This is a genomic window from Mesorhizobium sp. M1143 (assembly GCF_040318435.1).
GTDB lineage: Bacteria > Pseudomonadota > Alphaproteobacteria > Rhizobiales > Rhizobiaceae > Mesorhizobium.
This window is the reverse complement of record NZ_JAMYMJ010000009.1, coordinates 51,944-69,842: the sequence shown is the minus strand read 5'-3', so window position 1 is coordinate 69,842 and position 17,899 is coordinate 51,944. Positions and strand designations below refer to the sequence as shown.

Below are 17,899 nucleotides of genomic sequence, written 5' to 3'. Positions count from 1 at the left end.
AAATTCCTGTCACGGAAAGCCGATGGCCGACCAGAAGATATTCGCCGGGCCGCGCATCCGCCGCATCCGCATCGCCAAAGGCCTGACCCAGACGGCGATGGCCGAGGGGCTCGGCATCTCGCCGTCCTATCTCAACCTGATCGAGCGCAACCAACGGCCGCTGACGGTGCAACTGATCCTGAAGCTGGCCTCTGTCTACAAGGTCGACCCGCATGAATTGCAGGGTGAGGCGAGAGGGTCGATCTCGGCCTTGAAGGAAGTGTTCGGCGACCCGCTGCTTGCCGGTGAGCTGCCGGGCGACCAGGAACTGATCGAACTGGCCGAGGCAGCCCCCAACGCATCGGCTGCGATGATAAAACTGTTTCGCGCTTACCGCGAGCAGGCCGAGCGGCTGTCCGATCTCAACGAGCTTCTGGCGCGCGAGGGCCGCGCCACGGCGCTGTCCGGTGCGCGGCTGCCGATCGACGAAGTGCACGAGATTTTCGAGCGCCGGCCGAACCATTTTGCAGCACTGGAGGAAGAGGCCGAGGCCTTCACCTCGATGCTCGACCCCGGCGACGATCTGTTCGGCGCGCTGAAGGCGTGGCTGAAGCGCGAGTATGGCATCGTCGTCAAGGTTCTGCCGGTCGCCACCATGCCGAACTGGCGCCGCCGTTATGACCGTCATTCGCAGCGTCTTTTTCTATCGGAGCGGCTGTCGCCGTTCGACCAGTTGCGCGAAGTCGCCATGGAGGCCTGCCTGATCCGCATGACGGTCGCGATCGCCGGCGAAATTCAGGCGCTGAAGCTCGGTACGGACGAAGCCCGCCGGCTCGCCCGCTTCGAGTTCGGCCGCTACGCCGCCCATGCCTTGATGATGCCCTATCAGGCCTTTCATGCCGCCGCCGTGCGGGCTCGTTACGACATCGATGTGCTGCGCTCGCGTTTCGGCGTCTCCTTCGAACAGGCGGCGAACCGCCTGACCATGCTGCAGCGTCCTGGCTTGTCCGGAGTGCCGTTCTTCATGCTCGAGGTCGACAATGCCGGCAACCGCTTCCGCAAGGCCGGCGGCCAGGGCTTTCCGCAAAGCCGCTTTGGCGGCGGCTGCCCGAAACTGCCGGTCCATGCCGCTTTCGCTTCGCCTGGCCAGATCCTGGTCGAGGCGGTGGAAATGCCCGACGGCGCCGAGTTCCTCTGCATCGCACGCACGCTCGAGGGGCCGCAGGGTTCGTTCTCCGAGCGCCCGCGCCGCACCGCGCTGCTGTTGGGCTGCGATATCGGCTTTCGCGACGAGAGCGTCTATGGCGCCGGGCTGCCGGCAAAGGCCGGACAGGGCGCCGCCACGCCGGTCGGTCCCGCTTGCCGGCTGTGCGAACGCATCGGCTGCCTCGCCCGCGCCGAGCCGCCGGTGACCCGTCCGCTGGGCCTGGACGAGATGGCGACGGGCCTGAGCGCCTTCGATTTCCAGTGATGCTTCTCGGGCTGGAGGTCGCGGAAGACCGCAGCTGTTTGCGCTAAGCAATAGAGCGCTGCCCGAACCGTCGCCGAACCAAATATTGATTAAGCATCGGCGCTGCGCTATCGAAGGTGAGCTGCAGGGCAGCCAAGGGGGGGATGGCTTATGAACAGGAAAGCTTTGTGGCTTGGCGTGGCGCTTGCCCTTTTGGCGGGGCCTGTTCTGGCAGAAAAATCCTCGGAATTCTTCAAGGACTATCAACAGTATAGTGACGACGGCAAGGCATTCCTGGACAAAATCGATCCAAAGACCGGCGCGGTCGACCTTCCCGAAGGCATCCATCTCGATCTCAAGGACAAGTTCTATTTTCTGGGCAAGAAGGACGCGACGTCCGTCCTGACCGAGGCCTGGGGCAATCCGCCTGATACCGCGTCCGAAGCAATCGGCATGATCTTCCCGGCCAAGTACGAGCCCATCGCCGGCAACGGTTGGGGCATCGAATTGCGCTATGAAAAGATCGGCCATGTCGACGACGCCGACGCCGCATCCATCGACTACACCGAATTGCTGAGCAGCATGCAGGCGGACACATTGTCGGCCAACGATCAGCGGGTGAAGGGCGGCTTTCCCCCGATCAAGCTGATCGGCTGGGCCTCGCCGCCGGTCTATGATTTCGTCCACAAGCGGCTGCACTGGGCCAAGGAACTGCAGTTCGGAGACGATACCGTCCACACGCTCAATTACGACGTCCGTTTCCTCGGCCGGGAAGGCGTCTTCGTGATGAGCTACATCGCTACGGTTGAACAATTGCCGGAGATCAAGCAGAGCCTGGACGAAGTGCTGGGCGTGGCGGACTTCAACACCGGCAAGAAATACACCGATTTTCTGCCAGGCACCGACACGGTCGCCGCGGTTGGCATTGGCGGCCTCATCGCCGGAAAACTCGCGGCAAAGGCCGGCCTGATTGCGGTCGCGCTCATCGCCCTGAAAAAGTTCGGCATTCTGCTGCTGGTACCGTTGGCCGGTCTTTGGCGCTTTATCCGCGGCAACAAGGGCACGTCCTAGAAACGGCGGTGTTTGCCCGTATGGCTGCCGGTTGGCGGTGCGCCAAAGGGAATGCCGGGCTGGATCACCTCCGGCGGTAGCCTATGCGCTAGAGAATGCGGCACGTTTCTGTCGTCCATTGTGCATCATGCCGCCCCGAGATAGCCGACAGTCGCGCCCCATGACCGATACCGCATCTTCTCCAATCGCCGCATCGCCGATCGTCTCGCCGCGCGAAGAGCGGGTCGGCTTGCTGCTGGTGTTCCTGTCGGCGCTGATGTGGAGCTTTGGCGGCACCATCGCCCGCTTCATCGACACCGCTGACAGTTGGACGGTGGTGTTCTGGCGCTCGCTGTGGGCGGCTGTGTTCCTGATTTGCTTCATGGCCTGGCGCGACGGCTGGCGCGGCATGTTGCGGCTGTTTCGCGACATGGGCCTGCCCGGCCTTGCCGTGGCCGTCTGTTTCGCCACGGCGTCGACGTGCTTCGTTGTCGCGCTCGCCTACACCACCGTTCCCAATATCCTGTTGATGCAGGCCGGTGTGCCGCTGCTGGCGGCATTGCTTGCCTGGGTGCTGTTTCGCGAACGCGTCGCCGTCGCGACCTGGGTGGCGATCGCCGCCGTCATCGCCGGCGTCGCCATCATGGTGTCGGAATCGCTCGACGGCGCCGTATCGCCCATCGGCGACGGGCTGTCGCTGCTGATCGCCGTCATGTTCTCGATTGCCACCGTCATCACCCGGCGCTTCGCCCATGTGCGCATGACGCCGGCGACGTGCCTCGGCACGATGCTGGCAGCGGCTTTCGCCGCATCGCAAGCCACGCAGTTTGCCACGTCGGCCCACGACATGGCTTTCCTGTTTGCCTTCGGCGTCATCAATCTCGGCCTGGGCCTTGCCTTCTTCGCCACCGGCGCGAGGCTGGTTCCGGCGGCGATCGCAGCACTCCTCGGCACGTTCGAGCCGATCCTCGGACCGATCTGGGTCTGGCTCGTTCATGGCGAGGTGCCCTCGGTGCGCACCATCATCGGCGGCGCGGTGGTGGTCGCCGCGCTGCTCGTCCATATCGCGCTTGAATTCAAGCGCCAGGCGAGACCTGCACGGCCGGGGACCACCGGCCTGCCATCCCCTAATTGACCCGCCTTTCCCTTGGTTGAGCCCGTCTTCCCTAATTACGCCCGTCTTTCCCCAATTAGCGAAGCCGCACGCCCTATTGACCGAGCTTCCCCGCGCGGGCCATTGACAACCTTGCTGCGGCACGGGCAGGCTGGGGGCACGGCAACAACAAGACAGGCTTATCTTGCCAAGTGTCCCCGCCGGTCGGACCAAGACCGGACCACAGCGTCGTATCCCTGCCCGCGCCGCGGCGAAAGCCTCTGACGGCGTCAGCGCGCCCGCCATGCGGGCACACAGAGCCATCATCTGCCGCTCGTCGAACCGCCCGGATGGCGCCGGCAGTTCATGCTTGTGGCTGCCCGGAAAGCTCAATACTCTGAAGCAAATGCCCAATCGCGCTCGAACAGCGACGACTTGGCGAAGGAACACTCATCAAAGGAGAACAGCATGATCCGCAAAGCGCTCTGGCTTTCGGCAACCTCGGCATTTCTGACGCTTTTCGCCGTCGGCGGCCATGCCGAGGATCGCGTCGTCAACGTCTTCAACTGGTCGGATTACATCGACAGTTCGATCATTGACGACTTCACCAAGGAGACCGGCATCAAGGTCGTCTACGACACCTTCGATTCCAATGAAATCCTCGAAACCAAGCTGCTTGCCGGCGGCAGCGGCTATGACGTCGTCGTGCCCAGCGGCAACTTCCTGGCCCGCCAGATCCAGGCCGGCGTGTTCCAGAAGCTCGACAAGTCGAAGCTGCCCAACATTTCCAACATGTGGGACACGGTTTCGGAGCGCACCGCCAAATACGATCCGGGCAACGAATATTCGATCAACTACATGTGGGGCACGGTCGGCATCGGCTACAACATCAAGAAGGTGCAGGCTGCACTCGGCACCGACAAGATCGACAGCTGGGATATTTTCTTCAATCCCGACAGCCTGGCCAAGCTGAAGGATTGCGGCGTCTATGTGCTGGACTCGCCGGCCGACATCATCCCGGCGGCGCTCAAATATCTCGGCCTCGATCCGAACAGCACCTCACCTGACGACATCGCAAAGGCCGAGGAGACGTTGCTGAAGGTGCGGCCGTATATCCGCAAATTCCATTCGTCCGAATACATCAACGCGCTCGCCAACGGCGACATCTGCCTGGCGGTCGGCTGGTCGGGTGACGTCTTCCAGGCACGCAACCGCGCGGTCGAGGCCAAGCAAGGCGTCGAGATCGGCTATTCCGTGCCCAAGGAAGGCGCCCAGATGTGGTTCGACCAGATGGCGGTTCCCGCCGATGCGCCGCATGCCGCCGAGGCACTCGAATTTCTCAACTACATGATGAAGCCGGAAGTGATCGCCAAGTCGTCCAACTATGTGCTGTATGCCAACGGCAACAAGGCTTCGCAGCAGTTCGTCGACAAGGCGCTGCTGGATGATCCGGCGGTCTATCCGGACGCCGAGACCTTGAAAAAGCTCTATACGGTCCAGCCCTACGATCCCAAGACCCAGCGCCTGATCACGCGCAGCTGGACCAAGATCGTCACCGGCCAGTAAGCAATGCGACATGGTCCCGGCAGCCACCTGCCGGGACCATTCTTCTCTGGGGCAAGAAGCAAAAAAATAGGACGGAGTGGGACATGAAATCGCTTGGCAGCATCCGCAGGGATTTCGCGCCATGGAACGACCCGAACGCCAAGCCATATATCCAATTCGAGAACGTCACCAAGAAGTTCGGTGACTTCACCGCCGTCAACAATCTGTCGCTGACCATTTTCGAGCGCGAGTTCTTCGCCCTGCTCGGCGCGTCGGGCTGCGGAAAGTCGACGTTGCTGCGGATGCTTGCCGGCTTCGAGGAGCCCACCGCCGGCCGTATCCTTCTCGACGGCCAGGACTTGCGCGGCATCCCGCCCTACCGCCGCCCGGTCAACATGATGTTCCAGTCCTATGCGCTGTTCCCGCATATGAGCGTGGAAAAGAACATTGCCTTCGGCCTCAAGCAGGAAGGCATGCCGGGACCGGATATCGAAAAGCGCGTCGCCGAGATGCTGAAGCTGGTGAAGCTAGAGCAGTTCGCCAAGCGCAAGCCGCACCAATTGTCGGGCGGCCAGCGCCAGCGCGTCGCGCTCGCCCGCTCGGTTGCCAAGCGGCCAAAAGTCTTGCTGCTCGATGAGCCGCTCGGCGCGCTCGACAAGAAGCTGCGCGAGGAAACGCAGTTCGAGCTGATGGACCTGCAGCAAAATCTCGGCCTTACCTTCGTCGTCGTCACCCACGACCAGGAAGAGGCGATGACCATGGCCGACCGCATCGCCATCATCGACAAGGGCGAGGTGATGCAGGTGGCGACGCCGGCGGAAGTCTATGAGGCGCCGAGCTCACGCTTCGTTGCCCACTTCGTCGGCAATGTGAACATGTTCGAAGGCAAGGTCGCCGAGCGTGCGGCAAACACCACGCGCATTACCGGCGCGACAGGGGCCCAGATCGTCGTCGAAAACAGCACCGATACAAAGGCCGGTTCCGACATCGTCTTCGCCATCAGGCCGGAGAAGATCAAGGTGTCGTCGAAGAAACCGGCCGACGCAGTCAATGCGCTTGAGGGCGAGGTCTACGACGTTGCCTATCTCGGCGACATGACCGTCTACCACATCCGGCTGGATGACGGCCAGATCATCAGGGCAAGCGCGCTCAACGCGGCGCGAGTCACCGAGGACCCGCTGACCTGGAACGACCGCGCCTGGGTCTCCTTCCGGCCGGATGCCGGCGTCGTGCTGACGCGGTAGGGGGCGGGCATGTCCAACATCGCCATCACCGGCACCGGCCCATCGACAGCGGCCAAACCGTTTCTGACACGGCTCGGCGCCGGCTTCGTCAGCCGGCTCGTCATCATCGTGCCCTATCTCTGGCTGCTGTTCTTCTTCCTCATCCCGTTCATCATCGTTTTCAAGATCTCGCTGTCGCAGACGGCGATCGCCATGCCTCCCTACACGCCCGTGCTCGATTTCAGGGACGGCATGTCCGGTTTCTTCGCCGGCTTCCGCGAACTCAACTTCGACAATTATACCTTGCTGGCGCAAGACGCGCTTTACTTCAAAGCCTATGTGACCAGCGTCATCATCGCCGCGATATCGACGGTCCTTACGCTGCTCGTCGGCTACCCGATCGCCTATGGCATGGCGCGTGCGCCGGCAACGATCCGCCCGACCTTGATGATGCTGGTGATCCTGCCGTTTTGGACGTCGTTCCTGATCCGCGTCTACGCCTGGATTGGCATCCTCAAACCTGAAGGCCTGCTCAACCAGCTGCTGCTCGCCACCGGCATCATCGACGAACGCTTGATCATTCTCAACACCTACTATGCGATCTTCATCGGCATCGTCTATTCCTACCTGCCATTCATGGTGCTGCCGCTCTATTCCTCGCTGGAAAAAATGGATTATTCGCTGATCGAGGCGGCCAAGGATCTCGGCTGCCCGCCGACATCAGCCTTCTGGAAAATCACCTTCCCGCTGTCGCTGCCCGGTGTCATTGCCGGCTGCCTGTTGGTGTTCATTCCCGCGGTCGGCGAGTTCGTCATTCCCGACCTGCTCGGCGGATCGCAGACGCTGATGATCGGCAAGACGCTCTGGAACGAATTCAACAGCAACCGCGACTGGCCGGTATCGTCGTCGGTGGCGGTGATCCTGCTATTGCTGCTGATCGTGCCGATCATGCTATTCCAGCGAGCCCAGGCGCGCGCCCAGGAGCAAGACAAATGAACACCAGCTGGAGCCGCTTCAACGTCACCTCGGTCGTGCTGGGCTTTGCCTTCCTCTATCTGCCCATCGTGCTGCTCGTCATCTTCTCCTTCAACGAGTCGAAGCTGGTCACCGTCTGGGGCGGCTTCTCGACCAAATGGTATGCCTCGCTGTTCCACAATCAGGGGCTGATGGACGCCACCTGGGTGACCGCGCGTGTGGCTCTCATCTCCGCCACTGTGGCAACCGTGCTCGGCACGCTGGCGGCACTGACCTTGACCCGCTACACCCGCTTCCGCGGCCGCATCCTGTTTTCCGGCATGGTGTTTGCGCCGCTGGTCATGCCGGAAGTCATCACCGGCCTGTCGCTGTTGCTGCTGTTCGTTGCCGTCGGTCTCGACCGTGGCTTCCTGACCGTGACGCTTGCTCACATCACCTTGACCATGTGCTTCGTGGCTGTCGTCGTGCAGTCGCGCCTGGTGTCGTTCGATCGTTCGCTGGAAGAAGCTGCCTTGGACCTCGGCGCAACGCCGGTAAAGACCTTCTTTCAGATCACGCTGCCGGTCATCATGCCGGCCATCGTCTCCGGCTGGATGCTGGCCTTCACCCTGTCGCTTGACGACCTGGTCATCGCCTCCTTCACCTCCGGGCCTGGCGCCACCACGCTGCCGATGAAGATCTACAGCCAGGTGCGTCTCGGCGTGACGCCGGAAATCAACGCCGCCTGCACCATCCTGATCGCCGTCGTGGCGGTAGGCGTCATCATCGCTTCGGTCGCCAACAAGCGGCGTGAGGTGCAGCGCCAGCTCGACGAACAGGCCGCGCAGCGCGGTTGATTGCGTCAAACGAGGGATAGGGCGGTCCCGGTAAGGGTCCGGCTATTCGCCTGAGACGCCGCGGCTGATCGGCGAGATGAACGGCGTGCTCCAGGTGCCGCCGACGAAGAATGACGACTGGTTGGATCCCTGCTGGCCATTGACCGGTGCCGCTGCCGGGTCGGCCTGGGTGACACCGCCCGACAGCGCCAGCCCGCGTCCGCCGTAAGAGGCGATGCCGGACAGCCAGACCTTGTATTTCGCCGAATTGGCCTCGGCCTTGTCCAGCCTTGCCACACCCTTCGAGATGGTGGCCTTGAGCTCGGCGCCGTCCATCGGCAGTGTCCCGTCCGAGACGTCGTCGAGCGCGAAGAAGCCGCCCTGTTCCGTGTGCTTCAGAAATGCCGGCAAATTGAGCCCGCTCAGCGCGCCCGGCCCGAACGTCGCAGAGACCGAGCCGTCCGCGTTCTCGAAGATCGAGTCCCAGGATTTGCCCGGCCCTTTGAGAATGACCGAGACAGTGCCGGTGCTGGCCGGCACCAGCCGCGTCATTCCGGCCGCGGTGCCGAAAGCGGCGCCGTCAATGTCGGAGGCGAGCAGCCGGATCTCGACCTGCGAGCCCTCCGGTTTGCGGTCGAAACGCAGGCTGCTTTGCACGTTGCCGCCAAAGGCCGACGCATCGGAGATATCGAAGACGGCAAGCCCGTTCTTCACCTGCGCCGTGGCGGCGACGTCGGCAAGCTGGATTGCGCCGGCCGAGGCATGTGCCGCTGACAGCCTCAGATCGAGATTGATCCGGTCGGCGAAGCTGGTGTCGATTTCGCCGGGACCGGTCTCGCCGGTCGGCGCCAGCGGCGTGAAGGCCGAAAACAGCGACCTGAGGTCGAGCGTATCGAAGGCGAGTGTGCCTGATATCACCGGCAAGGCGTCGCCGAACGAAAAATCCAGCGCCCCCATTCCCGGGTTGTTGTCGAGCGTCACCGCGGTGTTTTCGAATTTGACGCGGCCGGCGGTCGCCGTGATCTTGCTCGAAATCGAGACCGAACCGATCGCCGTACCAGGAGCAATGCCGGCCTGCGACCATTCCAGCACGCGCCGCAGCGAGGGCGCGGCGAATTTCGCCTGGCCATCGAAATAGGCGTTTTGCGACATGCTGGCCGTGCCGTCGAACGAGAAGCTGGCCGGCGCTGCCTTGAACGAAAACGTGACCGGTGCGGCGCCGCCGGCAAACAGCACCAGCGGCTTGGGCGAGGCGGCATCGACGGTGACGCTCTCGCCGCGCCAGATTCCGGTCGCCGACAAGGTCGCGTTGCTGTTCATCGCTGCCCAGCTCGCCTGGCCGGACAGGCTGGTCAGCAATTCGACGTCCTTGCCGCCGACGGAGGCGACCATACGGCCGTCCCTGAATTCCACGGTGCCGAACGGATCGGCGGGCAGCTTGCTCAGATCCGGCTTCGTCGGATCGGCGTTGACCACGCTGCGCGCCGTGTCGATGGAGCGGGTGATGCGTCCGCCCGTTGGTATGGCGGGCAGGAATATGCCGTTTGCGGCGCGCTGGACCCGGATCGTCGGCCGCACCAGCCGCGCCGTCGAAAACACCACATCGCCCTGCAGCGCCGCCATGGCCGAAAGGTCGACCTCGACCCGTTCGGCCTCGATCACCGGCGGCGCGTCGGTCTCGGTCCACTGCGACAGCGTGACGTCGCTCAATATGGCGCGGAACTTCGGCCACACCTCGATGCGCGGCGAACCGGCGATGGTGACCCTGAATCCGCTCCACGCGCTCATCTCCCAGGCAATGCGATCGCGCACGATCCGGGTCGAGGCAATCAGCGGCAGAGCGGCGACGACCAGCGCGATGACGAGCACGGCAACGCCGATCGCCCATATTCCGCGCCGGATCAAAGGTGATGGCATATTGCCCCGGTTGCTTTCATTCCGATAAAAATCGCCTGACGGGTGTAACCGTCAGTTGTCACCACGCCTTCCAGTCGTCACTACGACTTAGGGCTGAGGCATTTCAAGTCTTTATGGCCCGGCGATGGCAATTGCGAACATATGGCCGAGTTTTAGCGGAACAAAATCTTGCTCTGCCGCACGGTGGTAGGCATAAGCGATGCAGCTTCAGCCTGCTACGAGGCGCGGCGTTTTTGGGACAGCGGCGCCTGTAAAGCTGAGGCTAGTGCATGTCGCCCGGAAGAGTGCAGCGGTTCCGGGACAACGACGTGCATCAAAACAAAAGCATATCTATCTTGCGACGCGACGGGCTTCAAGGAGGATCGATCATGGCTGCCGAAGCACCGCTCTGGACCCCGACGCAAGACCAGATCGACGCAGCACCACTGACCGCGTTCATGAAGGCAGCAGCGGCCAAAAGCGGCACATCCTTCGCCTCCTACGCCGACCTGCACCGCTGGTCGGTCGAGGATCGCGAAGGCTTCTGGAGCCTGCTGTGGGACTTTTGCGGCATTGTCGGCGACAAAGGGACCGATGGGCCGGTGCTCGTCGATGGCGACAAGATGCCCGGCGCATCGTTCTTTCCCGAAGCGACGCTGAACTTCGCCGAGAACCTGCTGAAGAAGACCGGTTCCGGTGACGCGATCGTCTTTCGCGGCGAGGACAAGATCGAGCGGCGGCTGTCGTGGAGCGAACTGCACCAGCTGACCTCGCGCTTTCAGCAGCTTTTCCTGTCGCTCAAGGTGAAAAAGGGCGACCGCATCGCGGCGATGATGCCCAACATGCCGGAAACCGTCGCCGCCATGCTGGCGGCCGCCTCCATCGGCGCGGTCTGGTCGTCCTGTTCCCCCGATTTCGGCGAGCAGGGCGTGCTCGACCGTTTCGGCCAGATCGAGCCGGTCATATTCATTGCGCCGGATGGCTATTGGTACAATGGCAAGGCAATCGAGGTCGCCGACAAGATCGCTGCCGTTGCAGCGAAGCTCGAAACAGTAGCCAAGGTCCTGATCGTCGACTATCTCGGTACGTCGCGCGATATCGCAGCGATCATCGACAAGGCCGTGGCGCTCGAAGGGGCGCTGTTACCCTTTACCGCCAAAGCGGTCACGTTCGAGCGGCTGCCGTTCGCGCATCCGCTCTACATCCTGTTCTCGTCAGGTACCACCGGCATTCCCAAATGCATCGTCCATTCGGCCGGCGGCACGCTGGTCCAGCACGTCAAGGAACACCGGCTGCATGCCGGACTCATCGAAGGCGACCGCTTCTTCTACTTCACCACCTGCGGCTGGATGATGTGGAACTGGCTGGTGTCGGGCCTGGCCTCGGGCGCCACGCTGCTGCTCTATGACGGCTCGCCCTTCCACCCCGACGGCAATGTGCTGTTCAGCTTCGCAGATGCCGAGAAGATGACCTTTTTCGGCACCTCGGCCAAATTCATCGATTCCGTACGCAAGGCCGGGCTCAAGCCGATCCGCAGCCATGATCTGTCGAGTGTGCGGGCTATTTCCTCCACCGGCTCACCGTTGTCGCCGGAGGATTTCCGCTTCGTCTATGACGGCATCAAGAAGGACGTACATCTCGCCTCGGTTTCCGGCGGCACCGACATCGTCTCCTGTTTCGTGCTCGGCGTACCGACGCAACCGGTCTGGACCGGCGAGATCCAGGGTCCCGGCCTCGGCCTTGCCGTCGATGTATGGGACGATGACGGCAAGCCGATCCGCGAGCAAAAGGGTGAGCTGGTCTGCACAAAAGCGTTCCCGTCGATGCCGATCGGCTTCTGGAACGATCCTGAGGGCAAGAGATACCAGGCCGCCTATTTCGAGCGCTTCGACAATGTTTGGTGCCACGGCGACTTCGCCGAATGGACCGCGCATGGCGGCATGATCATCCACGGCCGTTCTGACGCGACGCTCAATCCGGGCGGTGTGCGCATCGGCACGGCGGAGATCTACAATCAGGTCGAACAGATGCCGGAGATCCTTGAGGCGCTGTGCATCGGTCAGGATTTCGACAATGACGTCCGCGTCGTGTTGTTCGTGCGGCTGGCCGCCGGCGTGACGCTGGACGAGGATCTGGAAAAGCGCATTCGTTCCAAGATCCGCAGCGGCGCCAGCCCGCGCCACGTGCCGGCAAGGATCGTCGCCGTCAGCGACATTCCGCGCACCAAATCGGGCAAGATCACCGAGCTTGCAGTGCGCGACGTGGTGCATGGCCGCGCCATCAAGAACAAGGAAGCGTTGGCCAATCCAGAGGCGCTGGAGCTGTTCAGGAACCTGCCGCAGCTGGCTGAGTGACGCGGCCGGGATGGTTAACCAGATATGTCGGTCGAATTTACCTAGATTTCATGAGTGGTACACATTCGTAAATTTTTTGGACGGCCGGTAAGGAGTTGTTAAGGCCCGGCGTCGATAGTCGCACGTAACTTGAGGGAGAAATCCCGTTCCTCGTCCCCTGAGGATCAGATTCGCTCAAGCCCCCGTTGTGACAGCAAATCCCATTTAAGGCGTCCTGTTGGACGCCTTTTCTTTGTCCGGGATTCTCGCCCGGAAATCGCCGGCCTATTCGGCCAGCACCCGCGTCGACGGGAAGGCGACCTCGACCAGCGTCCCTTCGCCCGGCGTCGAGGTGATGGTGAAGCGGGCGCGGTTGGCTTCCACCATCGCCTTGGTCAGCGGCAGGCCGAGACCGGTGCCGTCGCCACGCCCGCGCTTCAGCGCATTGATCTGCTTGAACGGCTTCAGCGCCTGCTCGATCTCGGCATGGCTCATGCCAATGCCGGTATCGCGCACCCGCATGACAACGTCGCCGGAGGTTTCATAGGCGGTCGACACGATCACCTGTCCGCCGGCTTGCGTATAGCGAATGGCATTGGACAGGATGTTGAGCGCGATCTGGCGCACGCTTCTGAGGTCGGCGACGACTTCCGGCAGTCGCGAGGCGAAGCTGGAGCGGATGATGACACGCTCGCGGTTGGCCTGCGGCTGCATCATCGCCACCGTCTCGGCCAGCGTATCGTTGAGCGACACCGCCTCGTAGTCCATTTCCTGCTGGCCGGCCTCGATCTTCGAAATGTCGAGGAGGTCATTGACGAGATCGAGCACATGGTTGCCCGAGCGGTTGATGTCTCTGAGATAGTCGCGGTAGCGGTCATTGGCTACCGGGCCGAACTTCTCGTCCACCATCAGCTCGGAAAAGCCGATAATGGCGTTGAGCGGCGTGCGGATCTCGTGGCTGATGCGGGCGAGGAAATCGGTCTTCTGCGAGGAGGCGCGCTCGGCCACCGCGCGCGCCTGGGTCAGATCCTCTTCGGCCCGCTTCCACTGCGTGATGTCGCGCACCACGGCGCAGAAGCCGCTGTCATTGGGCAGCCTGCCGATGGTCATGAACAGCGGGATGAAGCGCCCTTGCGCCTCGCGCCCGATCACCTCGCGGCCATCGTTCATCACACTCGCCACGCCGGGCTCGGACAGGCCGTTCAGATAGTCGCGCGCCGCGCGCTGGCTTTCGATGGCAAACAGCGAGGCGAACGGTTTACCGGTGACGTCGTCGCTGTCGAAGCCGAACAGCGCCTCGGCCGGCCGGCTGATCGAGCGGATGTCGCCGTCGCGGCCGATCAACACCACACCATCGGTCGCGGTGTCGATGATGGTGCGCATCTCGGCAATGCGCGCTTTGAGTTCGGAGACATCGGGCTGCGTCTGCTCCTCGGCTGCGAGATGCGCAACCATCGGCGGCTCGTTATCGCCGGTACGTCGCACCACCAGCATCAGCGCCTTGCCGGCGCGCCACGGCACCGAACGCAAAATGGCTTCGATCGGAAATTCCTGGCCCTCGCGCGTCTTCAGTTTGAGTGTGTGGTCGCTTTCGCCGGCCATTTCTGAATAGGGATCGGCAAACAGCGCGTCGAGCCCGCCGGCGTCGCTCAGGTCCTCAAGCGTGTCATAGCCGGTCAGGCCGAGGAATTCCTCATTGGCGTAATGAAGCTCGTCGCCCGAATGGATGAGCAGCGGCACCGGCAGCTTGCCGAGGATCGACGTGTCAGGGGCCTTGTGTTCATCTCCGGCCGAGAATGCCGAAGGCATGAACCCCTCAAGCTTGAGCGGCGGCACTTTCAGGCGCTGTGGTTCTGCCGGCACTGTGTCCGCATCGCCGGCCTTGTCCCCGTCTTCCACGGCGGAATCGGTCGCCTCGTCGGACGGCGCCCAATCCTCATTGTCCTCGGCATCGCGGAAGTCGGCCGACGTCATGCTGTCGTCTTCACCGGCATTGGCCGGCGTCTCGGCAACAACCGGCTGTGGCTCTGCGGCCTCGACGATCTCTTGGGCTTGCGTATCATCCGGTTCGGAAGCCGGCGCAAGTTCGTCGTTGGACGACGTTGCTTCCGTACTGTCTTCGGTGACGGACCCTGGTTCGGGATCGGCATAGTCGAGCAGGGAGCGCGACACTGTCGGCGCCTTCGCCTCGCCTGCTTCGCTGTCCGCAAGGCCGTCGTCCGGCTGCTCGCCGTCAAGCCGCGTCAGGTCCTTTTCGTCCTCGGCATCGCTTTCCGGCGGTTCGGCCTCAGCCGTTTCGCTTTCGGGTGCGGCTGCCGATGGTTCAGCCACGGCAGCCGGGCCGGCTTCGTCCGGACTCGAGACCTCGGCGGGTTGTCGGGCTGGCGCGGCTGTTTCAGGCTGGTCCGCCTCGACATGATCCGGCTTGGGCTCATCTGCCTTGGCCTGGTCTGGCGTTACCTGATCCGGATTGGCCGGTTCGGCCTGCTTGGCAGTCTCCGGCTGCTCCGGCGGGGGATTGTCCTTCTTCAGCCGCTCGCCGATTTCGCGGAAAGCGCTGCGCTCCAGCGTCGACAGGCCCCTCTCGCTTGTCGGCTGCTTGTCGTTGGCGGGCTGCCGATGCTCGGCCAGCCGGATGACCTTGTCGGCAAAACGACGTTCCTGCTTCGGCACGATGGTCAGTGCCGGCACTTCGCCCTCGAACGGATCGGCCGCCTTGGGAGCTTCCGCCACGGGCTGTTCCGGGGCCGGCTCGGCTGCTGCCGCTGGCGCGCCATTGGGGACCAGCGCCATGCCGATTGCTTCCGGATCGACCACCGCATCGCCGGCGCGGGCGACGCCGAAACCACGAAAACCTTCGAAGGCGCGGCTGCGGCCATAGACAGGCAGTGCTGCCAGATCGACCGGTATCTTCAGGTCGGAGCCGGCAACCGGCCACAGTACCGAGCGGCCCGACCAGGTGTCGCGCCGTTCAAGCAGGCCCGCGATCTCGCCCGAGGCGTCGAGGCCGAAAATTGTCGCGACGTCCTTGAAGCGGCGGCCGATCACGTCGGCGGCGGCTTTGCCGACAATGTCGCCGAATTCCGGCGACAGCGCGCTGAACTTGCCCTCGGCGTCGGTGCGCCAGACGAAGCGCAGCGGCGGCGCCGAGCGGTCGACCTCACGTTTGGCGGGAGGCGCAGCCGGTGGGGCTGCGTCGGACGGCAGGGCGGGCGCAGCGGCACTGCTGTCCAACTGCGCACTCTCGGCCGGGGAAACAGAGTCCGGCTCGGCCTGCGCCGGGCTGTCCGGCTCGCCCGCCTGCGGCTCTTCGCCGGCATGGAAGTACCAATGATCATGTTGCGCCGGCGCGCTGTCATTCGCCGCCTGCTCGCGGCCGGTCGTCTGCTCGCGATGGTCCGCCTTTGTATCGGTTGACGCCGAAGCATCATGCTCGGTGGCAGCCGGACCTGTCTCCCCGACATCAGGCGCGGCCGCGAGTGGGGCGCCCTGATTCCCGCTTGCGGTGGGGTGGTCAGCCACCGCATCCACCGTTACCGCGTTCTCCGCGGCGGCTTGCGCCGGGCCATCGTCGACCTGCGCTGCAGCAGGTTCGGCATCCAGCTCGCCGACAGGATTTTCCTCACCGAGCTGATCCTCGTCGATGACCACCAGCAGATGCCTGGACTCGGTCAGGCGCGCGAAGCCGGCCGGATAGGACGTGGCGCCGCCGGGGACCAGCCGCTTGACGATGCGGTCGTCCTGGCTCGCCACGTCGGCGACAAGCGCGGCCAGCGTCTCAGGCCGGATGGCGAGCGCGCCAAAGCCATCCGAAGCCGCCTCGACAGTGCCGGCGGCGTCGACAAAGGCGATGAAATGGCCGTCTTCGGTAAAGCCGCTGATGGCGCGGGTCCCAATGTCGGCAGCACTGCGCGAGCCGGCCTGCGCTGCCGGCACCACCAGCATGATGGCGCTTTCGCCGTCCGGCATAGTCACCGCACTGGCCAGGAAGCCGACGGCGCGGCTGGTGATGCCGGTCGCCAGCCGTACCGTAATGGCGCGGTCGCTGCCGATCTGCGGGAAGCCCGCGGTCGCCATGATCTGGCGCCTGGCGATCAGCGGCAGCTGAGCCGAGGCGCCGATGATGGCCTCGATATCGGGATAGCCGAACACCGCAGCGCCCGGGCCGTTGGCCCAGATCACCTGTTCGAGGTCGGCCGACAGAATCGCGATCGCGTCGCCGGCGGCGAAGCGCTGGCGAACCGCATCAAGCACGGCGACATCGAGGAAAGAGTAGTTCTCGGAAGGCATGCGCTTGGCGGACCCTTTCGGTGAAACCTCTTGGCGAACCCCTCTTGGCGAACCTACAAGGCGGGCAATTTGCAGTTAACGCTTTGTTAATAAAAGCCCGCGCGGCGAAGGTCCACAAGCCATGGCGGGAAGCAGGTGGAATCTCTGGCCACTTGGTTAACAGCTCTCGGAATGTCCCTGGATAACCTCTTGGGTGACGCATGGGAAGAAATTTATGGTGCACTGCAACAAAGATATTGCATCGCACAAAAAAACCGCTATATTGCCATCATACATGAACGAGACGGCTTTTTGTCAAAGCCGCTACCCCGAAAGGATGGAAAATGACCAAGGCCAAGACCGCTGAGACCATCGAAAACGTCGAATTCCCGAGCTTCGACGCTTCCAAGGCAACCGACCAGATCCGCGCTTTCGCCGAAAAGGGGGTCGAGCAGTCGAAGGAAGCCTACTCTAAGCTGAAGACCGGCGCCGAAGAGACCCAGAAAGTCCTGGAATCGACCTTCGAGACTGCCAAGACCGTTTCCAGCGACCTGTCGCTCAAGACCATCGCCGCTCTGCGCGCCAATGCCGAAGCCGGCTTCTCGCATCTCGAGGCCCTCATCGGCGCCAAGTCGCTGTCGGAAGTGGTCGAACTGCAGACCGCCTTCCTGCGCAAGCGCGTCGAGACCACCGTCGAGCAGGCCAAGGACTTCCAGGCTGTTGCTTCGAAGGCTGCCGAAGACGTCTCCAAGCCGGTCAAGACCGCTTTCGAGAAGGCCCTGAAGGACATCAAGGCCGCCTAATAATTGCGCACAACTCTGCGATGCATCAAAACGTCGCATTTCGTCAGACAAATAGGTGTGCGATAGAGTTGTCCAAATGAATACCCGGCGAGTGGAACCTCCTCCCTCTGCTCTCCGGGGTGACCAGCCAGCACCTCCTCCCGCTGGCTCGTAACAGGAAAAGGCCGGCACCTCCTCCCGCCGGCCTTTTTCTTTTGCCGAAGAAAACCGGCGCCTGTTGGCAGAACCGGCTTTGCCTTATCAAAGGCCTTGAATTAGTCTCTGATAGACCGTATTGGACGCATCGCCGAACGACAGAGCGGATCTCGGAGAATGAATTTTCACCACGATCTGGCTCAGGCGAACGTGCCGTTGTAGCTCAGATGGTTAGAGCGCCGGATTGTGGATCCGGAGGTCGCTGGTTCGATCCCAGCCAACGGTACCATCGAATTTCCCGCTAAAGTATTGATTGCCGATCCCGACGATCCA

Annotated in this window: 11 protein-coding genes and 1 tRNA gene; 10 read left to right on the top strand and 2 right to left on the bottom strand. The window is 63.0% G+C overall.

Annotation, left to right across the window (positions count from 1 at the left end; translation table 11 throughout):
• Positions 1-22: 22 nt before the first annotated feature.
• The 7 genes from NKH35_RS09815 (at position 23) to NKH35_RS09785 (ending at position 8,151) form a co-directional block, all read left to right on the top strand.
• On the top strand, positions 23-1,450 hold the full coding sequence (locus NKH35_RS09815; RefSeq protein ID WP_023681875.1) for a helix-turn-helix domain-containing protein: 1,428 nt from the start codon (positions 23-25) through the stop codon (positions 1,448-1,450).
• A 150-nt stretch (positions 1,451-1,600) separates the two neighbouring features.
• A complete protein-coding gene (locus tag NKH35_RS09810; RefSeq protein ID WP_031261879.1) occupies positions 1,601-2,500 on the top strand; it encodes a DUF2167 domain-containing protein in 900 nt (299 codons plus the stop codon).
• A 160-nt stretch (positions 2,501-2,660) separates the two neighbouring features.
• Positions 2,661-3,614 carry a DMT family transporter gene (locus tag NKH35_RS09805; protein WP_352914302.1) on the top strand — a complete coding sequence of 318 codons (954 nt, stop codon included), beginning with the start codon at positions 2,661-2,663 and terminating at the stop codon, positions 3,612-3,614.
• 426 nt (positions 3,615-4,040) lie between these two features.
• The gene (locus NKH35_RS09800) at positions 4,041-5,138 is read left to right on the top strand and encodes a polyamine ABC transporter substrate-binding protein (protein ID WP_352914300.1); all 1,098 of its coding nucleotides are present in this window, start codon (positions 4,041-4,043) and stop codon (positions 5,136-5,138) included.
• Positions 5,139-5,221: 83 nt separating this feature from the next.
• A complete protein-coding gene (locus NKH35_RS09795; RefSeq protein ID WP_023697298.1) occupies positions 5,222-6,361 on the top strand; it encodes an ABC transporter ATP-binding protein in 1,140 nt (379 codons plus the stop codon).
• 9 nt (positions 6,362-6,370) lie between these two features.
• The gene (locus tag NKH35_RS09790) at positions 6,371-7,336 is read left to right on the top strand and encodes an ABC transporter permease subunit (protein ID WP_031199416.1); all 966 of its coding nucleotides are present in this window, start codon (positions 6,371-6,373) and stop codon (positions 7,334-7,336) included.
• Positions 7,333-8,151, top strand: a complete 819-nt coding sequence (locus NKH35_RS09785; protein ID WP_023689320.1) for an ABC transporter permease — start codon at positions 7,333-7,335, stop codon at positions 8,149-8,151. The genes NKH35_RS09790 and NKH35_RS09785 overlap by 4 nt, the downstream gene beginning before the upstream one ends.
• A gap of 42 nt (positions 8,152-8,193) precedes the next feature.
• Here NKH35_RS09785 and NKH35_RS09780 read toward each other — a convergent pair whose 3' ends face one another.
• Positions 8,194-10,047, bottom strand: coding sequence for an AsmA family protein (locus NKH35_RS09780; RefSeq protein ID WP_023689319.1), 1,854 nt, complete (start codon positions 10,045-10,047; stop codon positions 8,194-8,196).
• 368 nt (positions 10,048-10,415) lie between these two features.
• Here NKH35_RS09780 and NKH35_RS09775 point away from each other — a divergent pair, with 368 nt between their 5' ends.
• Positions 10,416-12,380 carry an acetoacetate--CoA ligase gene (locus NKH35_RS09775; protein WP_023689318.1) on the top strand — a complete coding sequence of 655 codons (1,965 nt, stop codon included), beginning with the start codon at positions 10,416-10,418 and terminating at the stop codon, positions 12,378-12,380.
• Positions 12,381-12,644: 264 nt separating this feature from the next.
• Here NKH35_RS09775 and NKH35_RS09770 read toward each other — a convergent pair whose 3' ends face one another.
• On the bottom strand, positions 12,645-16,649 hold the full coding sequence (locus NKH35_RS09770) for a PAS domain S-box protein (RefSeq protein ID WP_352914296.1): 4,005 nt from the start codon (positions 16,647-16,649) through the stop codon (positions 12,645-12,647).
• A 323-nt stretch (positions 16,650-16,972) separates the two neighbouring features.
• Between NKH35_RS09770 and NKH35_RS09765 the strand changes: the two genes are divergently transcribed.
• Together NKH35_RS09765 and NKH35_RS09760 are read left to right on the top strand one after the other, a co-directional pair.
• Complete coding sequence (locus NKH35_RS09765; protein ID WP_023669330.1) at positions 16,973-17,431, top strand: phasin; 459 nt, start codon at positions 16,973-16,975, stop codon at positions 17,429-17,431.
• 347 nt (positions 17,432-17,778) lie between these two features.
• Positions 17,779-17,855, top strand: a tRNA-His gene (locus NKH35_RS09760).
• Positions 17,856-17,899: the final 44 nt, after the last annotated feature.